Annotated in this window: 16 protein-coding genes and 1 riboswitch; all 16 genes read left to right on the top strand. The window is 51.0% G+C overall.

The window, feature by feature from the left end; genetic code table 11:
- Positions 1 to 69 precede the first annotated feature (69 nt).
- The 16 genes from PGW97_RS06365 to PGW97_RS25175 all read left to right on the top strand — a co-directional run bounded on the left by PGW97_RS06365 (position 70) and on the right by PGW97_RS25175 (position 16268).
- Positions 70 to 837 carry an energy transducer TonB gene (locus PGW97_RS06365; RefSeq protein WP_273859320.1) on the top strand — a complete coding sequence of 256 codons (768 nt, stop codon included), beginning with the start codon at positions 70 to 72 and terminating at the stop codon, positions 835 to 837.
- Positions 838 to 840: 3 nt separating this feature from the next.
- Positions 841 to 1515 carry a MotA/TolQ/ExbB proton channel family protein gene (locus tag PGW97_RS06360; protein WP_273859318.1) on the top strand — a complete coding sequence of 225 codons (675 nt, stop codon included), beginning with the start codon at positions 841 to 843 and terminating at the stop codon, positions 1513 to 1515.
- Positions 1512 to 1931: an ExbD/TolR family protein gene (locus tag PGW97_RS06355; protein WP_217392200.1), complete on the top strand. Its 420-nt coding sequence runs from the start codon at positions 1512 to 1514 to the stop codon at positions 1929 to 1931. The genes PGW97_RS06360 and PGW97_RS06355 overlap by 4 nt, the downstream gene beginning before the upstream one ends.
- A 31-nt stretch (positions 1932 to 1962) precedes the next feature.
- The gene (locus tag PGW97_RS06350) at positions 1963 to 2898 is read left to right on the top strand and encodes a heme/hemin ABC transporter substrate-binding protein (RefSeq protein WP_273859316.1); all 936 of its coding nucleotides are present in this window, start codon (positions 1963 to 1965) and stop codon (positions 2896 to 2898) included.
- A gap of 46 nt (positions 2899 to 2944) precedes the next feature.
- Positions 2945 to 3982 (top strand): FecCD family ABC transporter permease, encoded by a 1038-nt coding sequence (locus PGW97_RS06345; protein ID WP_273859315.1) that lies wholly within the window; start codon positions 2945 to 2947, stop codon positions 3980 to 3982.
- Positions 3979 to 4917, top strand: a complete 939-nt coding sequence (locus tag PGW97_RS06340; protein ID WP_273859313.1) for a heme ABC transporter ATP-binding protein — start codon at positions 3979 to 3981, stop codon at positions 4915 to 4917. Before PGW97_RS06345 ends, PGW97_RS06340 begins: the two co-directional genes overlap by 4 nt.
- A 525-nt stretch (positions 4918 to 5442) precedes the next feature.
- Positions 5443 to 6450, top strand: coding sequence for an HTH-type transcriptional repressor PurR (gene purR, locus PGW97_RS06335; RefSeq protein ID WP_047885657.1), 1008 nt, complete (start codon positions 5443 to 5445; stop codon positions 6448 to 6450).
- 203 nt (positions 6451 to 6653) lie between these two features.
- Positions 6654 to 6760, top strand: a riboswitch (cyclic di-GMP riboswitch).
- A 123-nt stretch (positions 6761 to 6883) separates the two neighbouring features.
- Positions 6884 to 7474, top strand: coding sequence for a TfoX/Sxy family DNA transformation protein (locus tag PGW97_RS06330; RefSeq protein ID WP_047885658.1), 591 nt, complete (start codon positions 6884 to 6886; stop codon positions 7472 to 7474).
- 199 nt (positions 7475 to 7673) lie between these two features.
- The gene (locus PGW97_RS06325; protein WP_242551818.1) at positions 7674 to 8078 is read left to right on the top strand and encodes a hypothetical protein; all 405 of its coding nucleotides are present in this window, start codon (positions 7674 to 7676) and stop codon (positions 8076 to 8078) included.
- Between the two features lie 138 nt (positions 8079 to 8216).
- On the top strand, positions 8217 to 8837 hold the full coding sequence (locus tag PGW97_RS06320; RefSeq protein ID WP_273859308.1) for a carboxymuconolactone decarboxylase family protein: 621 nt from the start codon (positions 8217 to 8219) through the stop codon (positions 8835 to 8837).
- A gap of 32 nt (positions 8838 to 8869) precedes the next feature.
- Positions 8870 to 11281: an FAD-dependent oxidoreductase gene (locus tag PGW97_RS06315; protein WP_273859633.1), complete on the top strand. Its 2412-nt coding sequence runs from the start codon at positions 8870 to 8872 to the stop codon at positions 11279 to 11281.
- A gap of 97 nt (positions 11282 to 11378) precedes the next feature.
- Positions 11379 to 12521, top strand: a complete 1143-nt coding sequence (locus PGW97_RS06310) for an ABC transporter substrate-binding protein (RefSeq protein WP_273859632.1) — start codon at positions 11379 to 11381, stop codon at positions 12519 to 12521.
- Positions 12522 to 12565: 44 nt separating this feature from the next.
- Positions 12566 to 14356, top strand: a complete 1791-nt coding sequence (locus tag PGW97_RS06305; protein WP_273859306.1) for an ABC transporter permease — start codon at positions 12566 to 12568, stop codon at positions 14354 to 14356.
- Complete coding sequence (locus tag PGW97_RS06300; RefSeq protein ID WP_273859304.1) at positions 14322 to 14960, top strand: ATP-binding cassette domain-containing protein; 639 nt, start codon at positions 14322 to 14324, stop codon at positions 14958 to 14960. The genes PGW97_RS06305 and PGW97_RS06300 overlap by 35 nt, the downstream gene beginning before the upstream one ends.
- A gap of 207 nt (positions 14961 to 15167) precedes the next feature.
- Entirely contained in the window at positions 15168 to 15779 is a 612-nt protein-coding gene (locus PGW97_RS06295) for a CDP-alcohol phosphatidyltransferase family protein (protein ID WP_047885736.1), read from the top strand.
- Positions 15780 to 15794: 15 nt separating this feature from the next.
- Entirely contained in the window at positions 15795 to 16268 is a 474-nt protein-coding gene (locus PGW97_RS25175; RefSeq protein WP_273859301.1) for a DUF2986 domain-containing protein, read from the top strand.
- Positions 16269 to 16460 lie beyond the last annotated feature (192 nt).

Raw genomic sequence — 16460 nt, 5'->3', positions numbered from 1 at the left:
ACTCCCCGATTGAAAACCTTTTCCTGTTAAAGCAATAAGATAAAGCAACATTTAGCTTTGGGTGATTCTGTGAACACAAAACGATATGTCATCGCTGGTGCAATTTCTGTCGCGTTCCACGGAATGCTTTTATATACCGTGCCAAACACACAAGTGATGGCGATGCCCATTGGGACAGAATCGACCAGTGTTTCGCTGAATTTGATGTCAGCACCAACCCCATCCGCTTCAGCGCCAACACCGCCGCCGGTCACCCAAAAGTCCAGCGTGACTCAGCCTGTTGAGCAAAAAACTGACATTAAAAAGCTGGTCAAAAAAACGCAATCTGAAGCGAAACCAACCAGCCAACCAGTGCATCACCCTGAACCAAAAGCGAAGCCAAAAGCTGAACCAAAAACACAACCCGAGTTTAAAACCTCACGCAAGGTGACAGCGCCACAGCCAGACAAACGCCAGTCAGAAGCCGCGCCAAATACGGCTGCCACCAATTCGCAGGATACCCATATAACGGAAACCAAGGCGTCACCCTCAGCGAGCGCAGCCGGGGTCAATAGCCCTGCCCTCGTCAACCAGCCAACCTTTGCCACCAAACCTTCGCCGGTCAGCTATCCGCGTATCGCACGTCGACGTGGACTGGAAGGTCAGGTCACGGTTGAAGTCTGGATTGATGAGAAAGGCAGACAGGTCAAGCAAATGCTGGTGCAGTCCTCCGGTGCGCAGGTACTGGATGAGGCCGCGTTGGACGCGATTAAACGCTGGCGTTTTTCCTCACACATTGTCGATGGGCACGCCATTGCCCATCGGGTTCATATTCCTGTTCGATTCAAGTTGGATTAATTCATGGACACGTTTCAAAGTCTTCAAAACCAGTTCGGCATAATGACTGGCCCTCTGCTGCTGTGTTCAGCACTGACCGTCATGATTCTGGTCGAGCGCAGTATTCAGGTTCTGCGCTGCACCGGTGTCGGCCGAGGGAAAATCAATGCCCTGCTCAGTGCACAAGATCGTGGTGACGAAGCCGGGCTGGATAGCCTGGCTCATTCCCTTAAACAGCAGCGCCCTCTGTTGTGTCGGGGGGTCTCAATGCTGATTGCCCATCGCCATTTTGATAAGCCGCTACGTGAAGACGCAGCAGGTATCTGGTTGCAACAACAACGCAGCCAGTTGCGTGCCGGCCTTCGCCTGCTGGGGTTAATTGGTGTCATCAGTCCACTGATTGGTTTATTAGGCACCGTTCTTGGCCTGATTGAAATGTTTAAAGGTATTGCGGCCAGTACCGGCTCTGTCACGCCAGGCGATCTGGCTGATGGACTGGGGCTTGCGATGCGTACCACCGCCGCCGGTCTTCTGATTGCGCTACCGGCCATTACCGGGTCGCAACTACTGGGCCTTTGGGCAGATAAAATCACCGCCAAGCTCGAACACAGCCTGAACCATTGCAACTTATGGCTTGAAGGGCTCACCCTTGAGGGTGCAACCCGCCAACGTACGGCCACTCCGGCGGAACAGTCATGATCCGTACTCATCAAGGCATTAATACGGACGACGATCTGAAGCCTGATCTTACCCCGCTGCTCGACATTATTTTTATCGTCATGGTCTTTCTGCTGCTGACGGCCAGTGTGAAGTTGCAATCACTGGAAGTCGATTTACCGCAAACCGACACCCGGACACTGCAAACCACACAGGCCGATCCGATCACGATCAACCTGATGTCTCAGTCACCTTACTGGGCCTTGCAGGGAGCAGCTGTGGAGGACTGGGAAACCTTTAAAACTAAGCTGGTTGAGGCTGTCAAAGCCGCACCGGAAAAGCCAGTAGTCATAGGAGCCGATAAAACAGGATCGGTCGAAAACATGCTCAAACTGCTGGCCTTTTTACAGCAAAACAACATCAAAGCCACGCAGCTATTGATGGAAGAAGAAAAGTAATATCAGACGAAGTAATGGAAGAGGAAGAATTATGAAACATCTAGTCATCGCCAGCGCATTACTCATGACGACGGCCACAAGCTTTGCCGCTGAACGTATTATCAGTGCCGGCTCTGCCATTACTGAACTGGTCTACGCATTGGGCGCGCAGGACCAGTTGGTTGGCGTAGATCAAACCAGTAAGTTCATCGTTGCCAGCCAAGCTCTTGAAAACTCGGATGCCATAGAGCAAAACGTCAAAAGCCAATACGTCAATAACCAATATGTCAAAAACCAAGACGTAAACAATACCGCCATTCCCGTGCTCGGTTATCACCGTCAGCTCGCGGCGGAGAGCCTGCTTTCTCTCAACCCGACCCGTATTCTGGGTTCAAGTGAAATGGGACCGCAAACCACGCTGACCCTGCTGCGTCAAGCCGGTGTGGCAGTAGATGTTCTCAACTCAGGTGAAACCGTCGAAGATCTGCTTGTGCGTATTGAGCAGGTGGGTCGCCTTACTCAGCACGAATCTACCGCACAAGCCCTGCAAAAAGAGGTAAAAGACAAGGTAGCAGCCATTAAAGCCAACCAGGCCAATACAGAAACGCCGAAAAAGGTTTTATTTCTGATGATTCACGAGGGACGACCAACCAATGTCGCCGGTCGCCATACCCCGGCAGACAGTGTCATCCAACTGGCTGGCGCTATTAACCCGGCAGCCGACAGCATTGAGTCATATAAACCGATTTCACAGGAATCGATTGTCGAGATGCAGCCGGACATTATTCTGATCAGCGAACGTACTTACAGCCAGCTTGGCAGTGTGGAAGCCTTGCTGCAAAAAATGCCTATGCTGGCAGCCACGCCTGCAGGACAGAATCAAGCCGTTGTGACCATTGATGGTACAGCATTGATTGGCGGACTCGGGATACAAAGCCTGAATGAAGCAGAACGCCTCAACCGCGAATTTTATCCTCAGTCATTCTGAGTCACCCTCAACCTACCCTGAGTCATTTTCCCGAGTAGTACACAACATGCAGTTACAACGACTCCCAACCCGCGTGGTCTTTCCGGCTGGTCTGGCTTTGCTGACAATGACGCTGATCGTCTCAATGACGGTCGGCCCAATGGCAATCAGCGTCAAGGACAGCCTCCATGCGCTTCTGCCGTGGCAGACCGAACTGCCGACTCATATCAGTATGGTCATTCAGCAAATTCGCCTGCCCCGAACCCTGATGGGAATTGCCGTCGGTGCCATTCTGGCGCTGTGTGGTGCTGTGATGCAGGGGTTGTTCCGCAACCCGCTGGCTGACCCGGGCATCATTGGGGTATCCGGCGGAGCAAGCCTGGGGGCCGCAGTCGGAATCGTGCTTTTTGCCCCGCTTGCCGCCCTTTCCCCCTACCTGCTCACACTGGGCACAGTGCCCGTGCTCGCTTTTCTGGGCGGCACTGCCACAACGTACCTGGTATACACTTTGGGAACCGATAAAAATGGCACATCCGTCACCGTCATGTTACTGGCTGGGGTTGCTATTGGCGCGCTGTCCGGCGCAGCACTGGGCCTGATGAACTACTATGCCGATGATCAGGCACTGCGAGATCTGTCATTGTGGACATTAGGCTCACTGGCTGGCGCAACCTGGCCCAGCATCGCTCTGGCCTATATGACGCTGGCGCTGCTGATTGTTCTTTTTGATCGCCATGCCAACGCCCTGAATGCCTTTTTGCTGGGAGAAGCAGAAGCTCGTCACCTGGGTGTTAACGTCCAGCACCTGAAACGCAGCCTGATTCTGCTTTGTGCCGCTGGCGTCGGAGTGGCCGTTTCCCTGACCGGGGTGATCGGTTTTGTTGGCCTGATTGTTCCCCATATTTGTCGAATGCTGATCGGGCCGAACCACAAAACCCTGCTTCCGCTGTCCGCTTTGCTTGGCGCTTTACTGCTCCTGATTGCTGACATGCTGGCGCGCGTTGTCGCGGCACCGTCAGAGCTTCCTGTTGGCATCATCACCGCGTTAATTGGCGCGCCATTTTTCATCACACTGTTAGTTAAGCAAAAGGGCAAACTGTCATGAGTGACAATCCAACAACCGTGAACGCTTCGTCCTTTGCACGCCAGCCAGCAGATTCGGCCAACCGCTCGTCTTTGGTAACAAAGCCAATTGTGGTAACAGAGCCCGTAGCAGTCAGCGTCACGGGTTTGAACCTCAGTCTGGGCGACAAAGTGATTCTGGACGACTTCTCGATCGACATTCGCTCAGGCGAGCTGACTGCACTGTTAGGCCCCAACGGCGCAGGGAAAAGTACCCTGCTGAAAGTTCTGTGTGGTGAACGGAGCGTGCCAGGGGAAATCTGCTATTTCGGCCGCAACCGACAAAACTGGCCACCCCATCAGCTGGCTCAGCATCTCGGCATCCTGCCGCAGCACAGCAGTCTGACATTTGCCTTCACGGCTGAAGAAGTGGTGGCTCTGGGGGCTTTGCCTCTCAATATCTCGCAGGCCCGTACCCGAAAAATTGCCAGTGAAAAAATGGCGCAGGTAGACGTGACTGCCCTGTCTTCACGTCTGTACCCGACCTTATCCGGCGGAGAAAAACAGCGGGTTCATTTTGCCCGCGTGCTGACACAATTAAGTCAGGCGGGCGAACAGTGCGTTCTGATGCTTGATGAACCGACCTCAGCGTTAGATCTGGCGCATCAGCACAACACGTTACGCGTCGCCAGAGACATGGCTCGGGCCGGCGCGGCGGTCATCGTCGTCATCCATGATCTGAACCTTGCTGCTCAGTACGCTGACCGGTTAGTTATCATGAACAACGGCAAAATCCAGGCAGATGGTAGCCCGCAGCATGCGTTAAGCGAATCGCTCATTGAAACCGTATATGGCTGGCCGGTATGCATCAGCCACCACCCGGTCGACGGCTACCCTGTCGTGTTACCGGCCGGTGAAAACGCAGACAGAAAAAAGGCAGAAAACAGAGCCGCTATTACTATCAATCAAACCTCGTGAAGCAGAGTGATAACGCCGCTTCAAGTGAAAAGACCACGGTTTTATAAGAGCGGAAACATCGTTGATTGAGCGAAATTAGTACCGGTTGTCGCGCAGCAAGCACAACCGGTATTTTTATTCCATGCAAACTGATTTATTGCAGGATATTAAATTTGTTTCAAATCAAGTTATTACCATAACAATAAATTGCAGCGTAGAGCCTTGTTACAAGCAAAATATTGATAACTGTCAATTAATATCCATGACTTTGGCCAGAAACATTGCACTATTGGCCACACTCAGTAAAATGTGATCGCAAGCGATTAAACAATGCAAATGATCCATGCAACGCGTTTTATTAGCGCGGGTACGATTTTTTGTTATCAGAGATGAAGCCGCCCGTTCGAGATGCGGCCTTTTGGCGTTTCTGGTAATTCCACCTAACAGAATAGTGAATGGCATCCCTGACATCGCAACTCATCACTGTCCTCTTAGGTAATGCATTCAATTTAAAGGTCTGCGGACCCATTCACTAGAAGAATAACTATGGCAACGATTAAAGATGTTGCACGTATGGCTGGTGTTTCAACCACCACCGTTTCACACGTGATCAACAAAACACGCTTCGTGGCTGAAGCAACACAGAAGAAAGTTCTCGCGGCGGTTGAAGAGCTGAACTACGCACCAAGTGCCGTAGCACGAAGCCTGAAGTGCAATACAACCCGCACCATCGGCATGCTGGTAACCAAATCGACCAACCCGTTTTTCGCTGAAGTTGTCCACGGCGTTGAAGAATATTGCTACGGTGAAGGCTATACGCTGATTCTGTGTAACACCGAAGGTAACCTGGAAAAGCAAAGAGATTACCTGCGTATGCTGGCCGAAAAACGGGTAGATGGCCTGCTGGTGATGTGTTCGGATCTTGACGAGCAACTATTGGAACTGCTGGAGCGCCAGAAAGATCTGCCGATGGTGATCATGGACTGGGGTCCGGAAAGCCCGCACACCGATAAAATTCAGGACAATGCTGAACTTGGCGGCTACGTGGCAACCAAATTCTTTATTGAGCACGGTCATAAGGAAATTGGCTGTCTGACTGGCCACGCAGAAAAAGCGGCCTGTCGCGAACGCCTGAAAGGTTTCCGCAAGGCAATGACAGAAGCCGGACTAGACATCAATGAAGACTGGATTCTGGAAGGTGACTTCGAATGTGAATCTGCGGTAAAAGCGGCCAACACATTTATGGCAATGGAAAAGCGTCCAACCGCGATTTTCTGCTTCAATGACATCATGGCGATGGGCATGATCAGTACATTTGAGCAAGCCGGTATCCGTGTACCTGACGATATGTCGATCATTGGCTACGATAACATCGACCTGGCACCGTATTTTTCACCGCCACTGACCACGATCCACCAGCCTAAACGCCGTTTGGGTAAGAGTGCGGTTGAGATTCTGATGGATCGCGTGAAGAACAAAGAACACGAGCATCAGGTTTTTGAAATGATACCAGAACTGGTCGTTCGCAAATCAGTGCGTAACCTGAACAGCTGATATGCATAACTTGATGACAAATGTATGACAAACCGGAGATTTTTATCTCCGGTTTTTTTGTACCACTTTTGACTTAAACAGTAATAAATTCACAACATTAGAAGTATATCACTATAAAAATTGTGAGATATTACTGGGAGCAATATCACACTTTAAAAGTTGGGAGCAAGTTCAAAATAATCTTCTGAGATATGCTTTAGGTGTCACGAACAAGGCAAACCTATCGAAAGGTAGGGACGCAAAGCTTCCGGCCTAAGAGTAGGCAGTTTTATTTTTAAAGCAGTCAACTTATGGTAGCGGGGTTGCCGATGGATATAGCAGATAACATCAGGAAATAATTTCACTTTTCCCTGACAGTTCGTTTTACAACTCTGCTATTCTTGAATCCTCGCTCGTTGTTAGGTGACCTAGTAACAATTCACCGAGAAGACGCATGGACAAACCAGTACTCAAAGATTCATTACGCCTTTTTAATAATTTCGATAACGTCAAATCACGCTCAATGTTTGGCGGCTTTGGCATATTTTCTGGCGAAACAATGTTTGCACTCGTGGTAAATGACAAACTGCATTTACGGGCGAATGCCGACAATGAAAAGGAATATAAATCCGCAGGAATGAAACCTTATGTATATAAGAAACGTGGCTTTCCTGTTGTAACCAAACATTATGCCATTCCTGAAGAGTGGTGGGACGATACTGATAAAATTCTGGCTCAGGCGAAATTGTCTTTATCTGCCGCTAAAGCAGATAAAGAAATAAAAAATAACACCTCTCCCAATCGAATCAAAGATTTACCCAATCTTCGCCTGGCGAATGAGAGGATGTTGAAAAAAGCCGGAATAACCACAGTGGATGAGCTGTACGAAGCCGGTGCCCTGAATGCGTATAAAGCGCTACAGAGCACTCATGAAGGCGAAGTAAGTATCGACTTACTGTGGGCTTTGGAAGGAGCAATCAGTGGCAAGCACTGGTCTGTTATCCCGAAAGAGCGGCGCTCAGAACTTCTTGCGAAATTAAGTTAATCGCAACCTAACACATATAAAAGAGATCTTCGGATCTCTTTTTTATTCCCAACATATTTTTGGCTCTGCAATGACAGAATAATGTCATTCCCTGTCAAACATTGAATTAACTCACAAAGCTGCTTATTAATTCGGCAACACACTTTTATTCAATGAGGGCAATTGTAGAATTAGCCGGATGTAAAACACCGGAGGTTATATGAACTATTCCCAACCTTTCCCAGGACAAAATGAACAGATGTTCAAGGATAAGTTTGGCAAATGGCCACGCCTGATGCGAGCGGTGGTTCTTATTAGCCTGCTTCCGCCTGTGGTTGTCTATTTATTGGTCAGCCAACAAGTGGCTTCACCGGTGGCTATGCATGATGTGTTACTGTCGATTACCGTGTTAAACGTCACTTTATTCGTCTGGGGACTACTCCTCAAAATCCGCGCTAGAAAGTATTGGTATCGTAATTACCATATTGGTAAAACCATGTTGTTGTCTGTCGCCCCGATTATCGCTTGTGGCTATATTCTGATCACCGATGCACCAAGCAGTCGCAATCAGGTGGCTAACCAGCCGCAATCCATTCCTGTACGAATTTCCATCGATCAATCCTGATTTCTGCTATTTTCATTAGCGACTGAAATTTTTTACCTCTTTATCAGGTCTTTGTCTGATATTTACCGATAAAATGATCCATGATCTTTATATTGGACTCAGACAGTTACACGACACACCGACGAAAAAGAGGTTCCTGTGCGTATTTCGGCTAAAAAGCGTTACTCCGTTCTGATCAGACCCCTGCTCTGGCTCCAACAGCGGCACTTCGGCAAAGTGCTGAATCCTGCTTTACTGTGGGGTAGACGTCCGCCTTTATTTTGGCTGGTCGCCGGATTTTTTGGTTATCTGGATCGCCGTTCTTCTCCCCTCTCCCCGGTGATTCGCTCGCTGGTGTGTGTCCGGGTCTCCCAACTCAATGATTGTGCCTTCTGTGTCGATGCCAACGGCATGCGACTGGCAGAACGTTGCCAGTCTGTCGAGAAAATCAAAGCGCTGGCACATTGGCAACAAAGTGAGCATTTTGATGAATGTGAACATGCCGTTCTGACCTATGTGGAAGCCGTCACTGTCACCGGGCAACGAGTCACGGATTCCATGCTGGTTAGTCTTAAACAGTGGTTCGACGAAGATGCCTTAGTAGAGCTCACTGCCCTGATTGCCTTCCAGAACTTGTCGGCCAAGTTCAATACTGCGCTGGATGTACCAGAGCAAGGCTTCTGTTCGCTACCCATTCAGCCTTCGGCTTCAGAATCTGACACAACTCCGACCACAAACACCGTTCAGGCCGACAAGGATGCTAACAGGAAGCCGTTATGACGAATAAACCTGTGGTGGACAAAAAGCCCGCCATCAATAAAAAGAAAGTTATCACGATCCTGCTGGTCAGCCTGCTGTTTGTACTGTGGTACGCCCTCGATTTAGGGCAATACCTGACGCTTGAACATGCCAAGGCTCAGCAACAGGTTTTGCGGGATACCATCCTCGCCCAGCCACTGCTGTCCAGTGTGCTGTATTTTATGGTGTATGTGGTCGTGACCGCGCTTTCCCTACCGGGGGCCGTCATTATGACTTTGCTGGGGGCCGCCTTGTTTGGTTTCTGGTGGAGTCTGTTGCTGGTGTCGTTCGCTAGCACCATCGGCGCAACACTGGCATTTCTGTTCAGTCGCTATATTTTGCATGACTGGGTGCAGAGCCGTTTCAGTAAGCGACTGAGCGCCATCAATGCCGGAGTCAAAAAAGATGGGGCTTTCTATCTGTTTACACTGCGTTTGATTCCTATTTTTCCGTTTTTCCTGGTTAATCTGCTGATGGGGCTGACCCCTATCACGACCCGAAAATTTTATGTTGTGAGCCAGTTGGGCATGCTGGCGGGAACGGTTGTTTACCTGAATGCAGGTACCCAATTAGGTCAGATTGAGAGCCTGAGCGGGATTATTTCCCTGCCGGTATTGGTGTCTCTGATGTTGCTCGGTGTCTTCCCATTTTCAGCCAAAGCAGTCATGCACATCATCAGTCGTCAACGACTTTACGCCGACTGGACGAAACCCGCACAATTTGATCAGAACATGGTGGTTATCGGTGCAGGTGCTGGCGGACTGGTCAGTGCATATATCGCGGCCGCCGTAAAAGCTAAAGTGACCCTGATTGAGAAAGAGAAAATGGGCGGCGACTGCCTGAATACTGGTTGTGTACCGTCAAAAGCCATTATTCGAGCCGCGCATGCCATGTCTGAAATCAACAACGCGAGTCGGTTTGGTATTCAGGCCACCGCTCCTCAGGTTGACTTTGCCGCGGTGATGGCACGGGTACGCCACGTTATCAACCGGATTGAACCCCATGACAGTGTGGAGCGTTATTCTGCTCTTGGTGTGAACTGTATAACTGGCGAGGCTCGGATCCGCTCTCCGTGGGAAGTTGAGGTAAACGGCCAGCGCATTACAACCCGCAACATAGTGATTGCCACCGGTGCCAGACCTCTGGTGCCGTCCATTCCGGGGCTGGAAAATGTACACTACTTCACCTCTGATACGATCTGGTCATTGACGGAACAACCAAAACGCATGCTGGTACTGGGTGGCGGGCCGATCGGCTGTGAGCTGGCCCAAAGTTTCAGTCGCTTGGGCAGCCAGGTCACACTGGTCGAGATGGCGGATCAGTTGCTGATCCGTGAAGATCAGGATGCCGCCAGACTGATCAAGCAAAGTCTGGTGCAGGATGGCGTGACCGTTTACACCAGCTACAAGGCAGTGAAATTCGAAGTATCCCCTTGTAAACCACCGCAGTCTGAGTCGCAGACACCTGATTTATCTATGGCAGAAACCGATACTCAACGAGTCTGGTTAGAGGCAATGGCAGCCGCTCATACCCATGCCCCTGGTAATCGTGAGACAAATACTCAACCTGAAAACCTACAGGTCGAATTTGACGTCGTACTGCTTGCATTGGGCCGTGTGGCCAATGTCAGCGGATTCGGACTGGAAGAGCTGGGCATTTCCGTCAATTCACGCGGTACTGTGGCTGTGAATGACTATCTGCAAACCAAATACCCCAATATTTTTGCCGTCGGGGATGTGGCTGGCCCTTATCAGCTCACTCATGCCGCAGCACATCAGGCATGGTATGCCGCCGTCAATGGCCTGTTTGGTCAGGTTAAGACATTCAAGGCGGATTACTCTGTCCTGCCGGCAGCGACCTATACTTCGCCGGAAGTGGCACGCGTGGGCATCAATGAAAAAGAAGCCAAGCAGCAAGGTATTGATTTTGATATTGTTACATACGGTATTGACGACCTTGACAGGGCCATCACCGATGGCGAGGACCATGGCTTTATTAAAGTCATCACCCCAAAAGGGAAAGATAAAATTCTTGGCGTCACCATTGTCGGCCATCAGGCCAGTGAAATGCTGGCCGAGTTCACGCTGGCGATGCGCCACGGATTAGGTCTGAACAAAATACTGGGAACGGTGCACCCTTATCCAACTATGAGTGAAGCCGTCAAATATACCGCCGGCGCCTGGAAGCAGGCAAATGCGCCACAAGGACTCCTGACACTGGCCGAAAAATACCACCGTTGGATGCGCCATGAGAAAAACCACGCATCAAACGCGGTAAACAGCCAGACATCGCCCCCAGTGACCGATAATCGCCCAATCAGCCCGGAATCCGCAGAAACCCGGCCGACAGATGCTGACAGCGATACTCAGGCTTCGGAAAATACGCCGATTAAGCGCAATGCCGATGGCGCGTTCAGCGATAAGTAAAAACAAGGGACAAGAAAAATTCAAGTAAGGATAAACAATGAAAGCGTTTCTAACAGGTTTAACGTTCACACTGGCGAGTGCAATGTCGGGGGCCACAATGGCTGCCACGGCGTCTGCCGACAACGCCGCATTGCCATCAGATTCTGACTGGCCGCAGATTGTCGAGCAAGCCCGGGGACAGGTTGTGTACTTTAACGCCTGGGGCGGTAGCCAGGAGATCAATGACTACCTGCGCTGGGCAGATCGCCAGCTTCGCGCCCGTTATGGTGTCGAGTTACGCCATGTCAAAGTTGCCGATATCGCAGAAACCACGCAACGGCTACTGGCTGAAAAAACCGCGGGCAAGAATACCGGTGGCAGCGTGGATCTGGTTTGGATTAACGGCGAAAACTTCCGCTCGATGAAACAAAGTGGCCTGCTTTACGGCCCCTTTGTTCAGGCCCTCCCAAACTGGCAACTGGTGGATCAAAGCCTGCCGGTTAGCGAGGATTTCACCGAACCCACCGATGGACTGGAAGCACCATGGGGCGTCGGCCAACTGGTGTTTATTCATGACAAGCAGACGCTCAATAATCCCCCACAGAACTTTGCCGAATTGCTGAGTCTGGCGCAGGCGTTTCCAGGCAAAGTCACTTACCCGCAGCCACCGGAATTTCACGGCAGCAGCTTTCTGAAAGCCGCCTTGCTGGAGCTAACCCAGGATCCAGCGGCGCTGTACCAGCCAATTGATGCCGAAAAACAACCGGAACGCTTTCAGCAGGTAACGGCCCCACTCTGGCAATATCTCGATCGCCTCCATCCGGTTGCCTGGCAGCAGGGCAGACAGTTCCCGTCAGGCAGCAGTGAAATGATCCAGCTACTTGATGACAGGCAGTTATATCTGGCAATTACCTTCAATCCCAATGCCGCCAGAGCAGCCATAGAAAACGGCAAGCTCACTGCGTCTGCCGAGACCTATGCCTTTGAGCAAGGAGCCCTGTCAAACATCCACTTTCTGGCTATTCCATGGAACGCGAATGCAAAAGCCGGCGCATTAGTCACTATTAATTTCCTGATGAGCCCGGATGCACAAGCCAGAAAAGCCAATGCGAGTATCTGGGGAGATCCATCTATCCTCAAACAAGAGGCTTTAGCTTCGCAGGGCTCTCAAGGATTCAGCCTGTTCAAGGCTATTCCGGAACCGCATCCGAGCTGGTTAACTGCTATTGAGCTGGAGTGGCAGAAACGCTACGGCAGCTGAACACTGATGTTGCCGGGTCAACCGATCCGGCAACCGGAAACATTATGATTCAATTGATTTTTCTACTGGCGTTGTTGCTCTGCCTGATCCCGTTGATCCCCGGAGTTATTGGGCTGATCCTCCCCGCCTTTTCCTGGCTGCCGCCACTGGGTCATCAGACGCCGGGACTTTCCGCCTTTACGACAGTGATTCACTGGCCGGGGCTGGGTGAGTCTATTTTGTTGTCTCTGTTTACCGGCCTTGGCAGTACGATTCTGGCCCTGTTGTTCACTTTTACGATCCTTCAGCGTTACTGGGACAGTGAGGGCTGGCGTCGCCTTGAGCGCACGCTTTCTCCTATGTTGGCTATGCCGCATGTGGCTTTTGCCATCGGCTTTGCGTTTTTGCTTTCGCCATCTGGCTGGCTTTACCGGCTGCTGGAAACCGTAGGTATTCCTACCGGGCAGGCGTTCAGCCTGATTCAGGATCCGTACGGCGTTGGCATGATGCTGGCGCTGGCCATCAAAGAAACCCCTTTTCTGTTGATGATGAGCATCCCGGTTCTGCAGCAACTGCAAACCGCTCGACTGCTGACAGTGGCGACAAGCCTGGGTTACTCCCACCGGCAAAGCTGGCTGAAAGTCATAATGCCGCAATGGTTACCGTTGATTCGTCTGCCACTGTTTGCGGTCGCCGCTTACGGGCTATCCGTGGTGGATGTCGCCCTGATTATCGGCCCGACTCGCCCTACAACACTGGCGGTGCTGATCTGGCAATGGTTTAACGAGCCCGATTTACACCTCCTGCCACGGGCGGCGGCAGGTGCCCTGCTCCTCCTATTGTTAACCGCTTTGACGCTGCTACTGATGCGTCTGTGTGAGCATGCTCTTGTACGAGGCTGGAAAAGTTGGCAGCTAAATGGTGCCCGAGCACATCGCCATCGCAGGCTGAACGCATTCCGGTTATTTCGGTGCCCGGCTCCGATAAGTGCATCTAAGAATTATGCACCTTCATCAATGGCATCTTCGTCGACGACAGGGCTTGGTCTGTACTGGCCGTTCGTTGCCATTCCTGTGCTGGTCATTCCGGTGCTGGCCGTTTGGTCTGTTGCACTGCGCTGGCGTTTTCCGGATCTGCTTCCCAGTCGCTACAGCCTGCGTTTCTGGCAACAGGAAATGCTCTCACTCTTCGAACTGGCCTCGAACAGCCTGACTCTGGCCCTTGCCAGCAGCCTGACCGCGCTGATTCTGGCGATTGGCTGTCTCGAATACCGACAACAAACACAGCGTGGCCTGCCCATCTGGCTGATAGCTACACCTCTGGTGGTACCGCAATTATCCTTGCTGTTCGGCGTTCAGATCGCCACTTACCTGATACCAGGGCAACACTACTGGCTCTGGGTTTACTGGAGCCACCTGTTTTTTGTCTTTCCTTACCTTTACCTGACACTGGACGGGGCATGGCGCAGCTATGACATTCGCCTTGATCAATGCAGCCGCAGCCTTGGCATGACAACCTGGCAGACATGGTGGAAAGTCAAACGTCCCCAAGTACAGCCCGCCATGATTATGGGGTTGGCGGTCGGTATCAGTGTCAGTCTGGCTCAGTATCTACCTACACAAATGCTGGGGGCGGGGCGACTATCCACCATTACAACCGAAGCAGTCGCGCTTGCCAGCGGGCAGGACAGACGCGTCAGTGCCATTTATGGCCTGATTCAGGGCTCGCTTCCGTTTTTCTTTTTCACTCTGGCATTCGTGGCAAACCGGCTAACGTCCCATTATCGCCACGGCAGACCCTACACAAGGAGCACACTCGCAGATGACACTGTCTGTGGAAAACCTCACTATAAATAATGGCCACCAGCCGCTGTTTGCTCCCGTCTCCTTCACGGTGTCCCCCGGTGAAGTCGTTACCCTGATGGGCCCCAGTGGTTGCGGGAAATCCACCCTGCTGAGCGCTATTGCCGGACATCTGGCTCCGGCGTTTCATTGCCAGGGCAATGTCAGTCTTAATGGCCACAATGTCATGGGGCTGGCACCGAACCTGCGAAAAATCGGTGTGCTGTTTCAGGACGATCTTCTGTTTCCGCACCTTTCAGTGGGCGAAAACCTGATGTTTGGCCTGCCCCGCTGCTATCAGGGTAACGAACGGGCTGCAAAAGTAACCGATACGCTGACGACCCTGAATCTGACGGCGATTGCCAACAAAATGCCGGATGAAATTTCCGGCGGACAACGAGCCCGTATCAGCCTGATGAGAATGTTACTGTCTGAACCACAAGCCGTATTGCTGGATGAACCGTTCAGTAAGCTTGATAAAGCACTGCGTGATGAATTTCGCCAGTTTGTCTTCAGTCAGATTCAGCAACGGCAAATCCCAGCGATCATGGTAACCCATGATGACGCGGATATTCCCGCTAATGGACAAGTGCTGAACTGGCCATGGCAAACGAGTTAGGATTCGGCAGAGATGGTCTGCGACCTTTCTCAGACGACAAAAGCCTTTAATACCCAAAGCACCATAAACGCCTTAGCATCATAAACGTCTTAAGCCCCATAAGCGCCATAAATGGACAGACAAAAATGCAACCACAAGTAATACAACTGGAAGCAATAGTGCAGTGAAAGAAGCGGTAACCGACATGACAAATCAGGTAGCAACAACGTGTTAGACAAATATTCAATCAAAGTGATCAAATGGCCGCTCAACACCCTCGCGGTATGGCCGGATAAATTGGGTATCACCGCGAATCAGGTGACGATAAGTGGCTTTCTTATCGGATTACTGGCACTGCCGGCTCTGGCATGGCAACAATACGAATGGGCGCTCGCGTGTATTCTGTTGAACCGTATTTTTGACGGTCTTGATGGCGCAATTGCCCGTCGGCAGGGCATTACCGATTGCGGCGGATTTCTCGATATCACCCTGGATTTTCTGTTTTACTCTCTGGTGCCCTTTGGATTTGTGCTGGCCAACCCTGAAGCCAATGCGGTCGCCGGTGCTTTTCTGATTTTCTCGTTTATCGGTACCGGCTCAAGTTTCCTCAGCTTTGCCATTATGGCAAGCAAGCGCAACATTGAAAGCCCGGTTTACAAGCAGAAATCGCTGTATTACCTGGGAGGGTTGACTGAAGGTACCGAAACCATTGCCTGTTTCGTGCTGTGCTGTCTGCTGCCGCAACATTTCGCCTTGATTGCCTGGGTGTTCGGCTCACTGTGCTGGTTTACCACCGGTACCCGTATCTTGGCTGGGTACCAAACCCTGAAACAGGAATAACCCTACGATACAACCTTGCTTGGAAACAATTCGGAAGGGGCCAGCGATAGCAGCCCCTTTGTTAACCCCTCTTCATCTCTATCTACCATTCAAACTTTTCGCTGGGCTTGTTTCCCGGCGTTTTTTCTCAGCATCTTCGATACTTTTCTCGCTGCTTTTCCTGAAATACCCGCTTTCATTTATCTCTTGCCATTGCAGACCACTGCTTTACAATCGCTGCTTTTTTACGACGACAGATTGGAGCCTCGAATGAATCGCAGAAAGAAAGTCATCGAGACGCAGAAGAAAAAGCTGAAAAAGCAAAATGCCAGAATACACCGCAGCAATAAGCCGCGTTACATATCTAAGGCTGAAAGAGCACAGATGGAAGACGAAGCTGCGATGCCAGAAGCTATGCAAGGGACATTACAAGAATCTATGCAGAGCACCGCGGCTGATCGTCAGGACGACAAAACGATATCAGATGACGACACCCACAGCGAAAAGTAATACCGGCAGAGGCCGAAAGCCTTCCCCGATTGACAGCTTGTTACCACGTGGCCACTTTTATGGTGGCCATCTGAAATCTTATCGGCAATATAGACTTGCAAAATCCTTTCTGTATTGGCTGATGCAGCTCCGTTATGAACTTCAATACTGTTCTGAGTATCAACTCGGTGCTGAACTCGGATACCACGCATG

This window comes from Photobacterium sp. GSS17, from assembly GCF_028621875.1.
GTDB lineage: Bacteria > Pseudomonadota > Gammaproteobacteria > Enterobacterales > Vibrionaceae > Photobacterium > Photobacterium ganghwense.
The sequence above is the reverse complement of the archived record's forward strand: the minus strand, read 5'-3'. Positions and strand labels throughout refer to the sequence as shown.

Bases quoted from the DNA above. Each gene is read 5' to 3' on its own strand.
- PGW97_RS06330 (WP_047885658.1), top strand. From the start codon at position 6,884: ATGGACAAACCAGTACTCAAAGATTCATTACGCCTTTTTAATAATTTC.
- PGW97_RS06310 (WP_273859632.1), top strand. From the start codon at position 11,379: ATGGCTGCCACGGCGTCTGCCGACAACGCCGCATTGCCATCAGATTCT.
- PGW97_RS06305 (WP_273859306.1), top strand. From the start codon at position 12,566: ATGATTCAATTGATTTTTCTACTGGCGTTGTTGCTCTGCCTGATCCCG.
- purR (WP_047885657.1), top strand. From the start codon at position 5,443: ATGGCAACGATTAAAGATGTTGCACGTATGGCTGGTGTTTCAACCACC.
- PGW97_RS06350 (WP_273859316.1), top strand. From the start codon at position 1,963: ATGAAACATCTAGTCATCGCCAGCGCATTACTCATGACGACGGCCACA.
- PGW97_RS06325 (WP_242551818.1), top strand. From the start codon at position 7,674: ATGAACTATTCCCAACCTTTCCCAGGACAAAATGAACAGATGTTCAAG.
- PGW97_RS06360 (WP_273859318.1), top strand. From the start codon at position 841: ATGGACACGTTTCAAAGTCTTCAAAACCAGTTCGGCATAATGACTGGC.
- PGW97_RS06340 (WP_273859313.1), top strand. From the start codon at position 3,979: ATGAGTGACAATCCAACAACCGTGAACGCTTCGTCCTTTGCACGCCAG.
- PGW97_RS06355 (WP_217392200.1), top strand. From the start codon at position 1,512: ATGATCCGTACTCATCAAGGCATTAATACGGACGACGATCTGAAGCCT.
- PGW97_RS06345 (WP_273859315.1), top strand. From the start codon at position 2,945: ATGCAGTTACAACGACTCCCAACCCGCGTGGTCTTTCCGGCTGGTCTG.
- PGW97_RS06300 (WP_273859304.1), top strand. From the start codon at position 14,322: ATGACACTGTCTGTGGAAAACCTCACTATAAATAATGGCCACCAGCCG.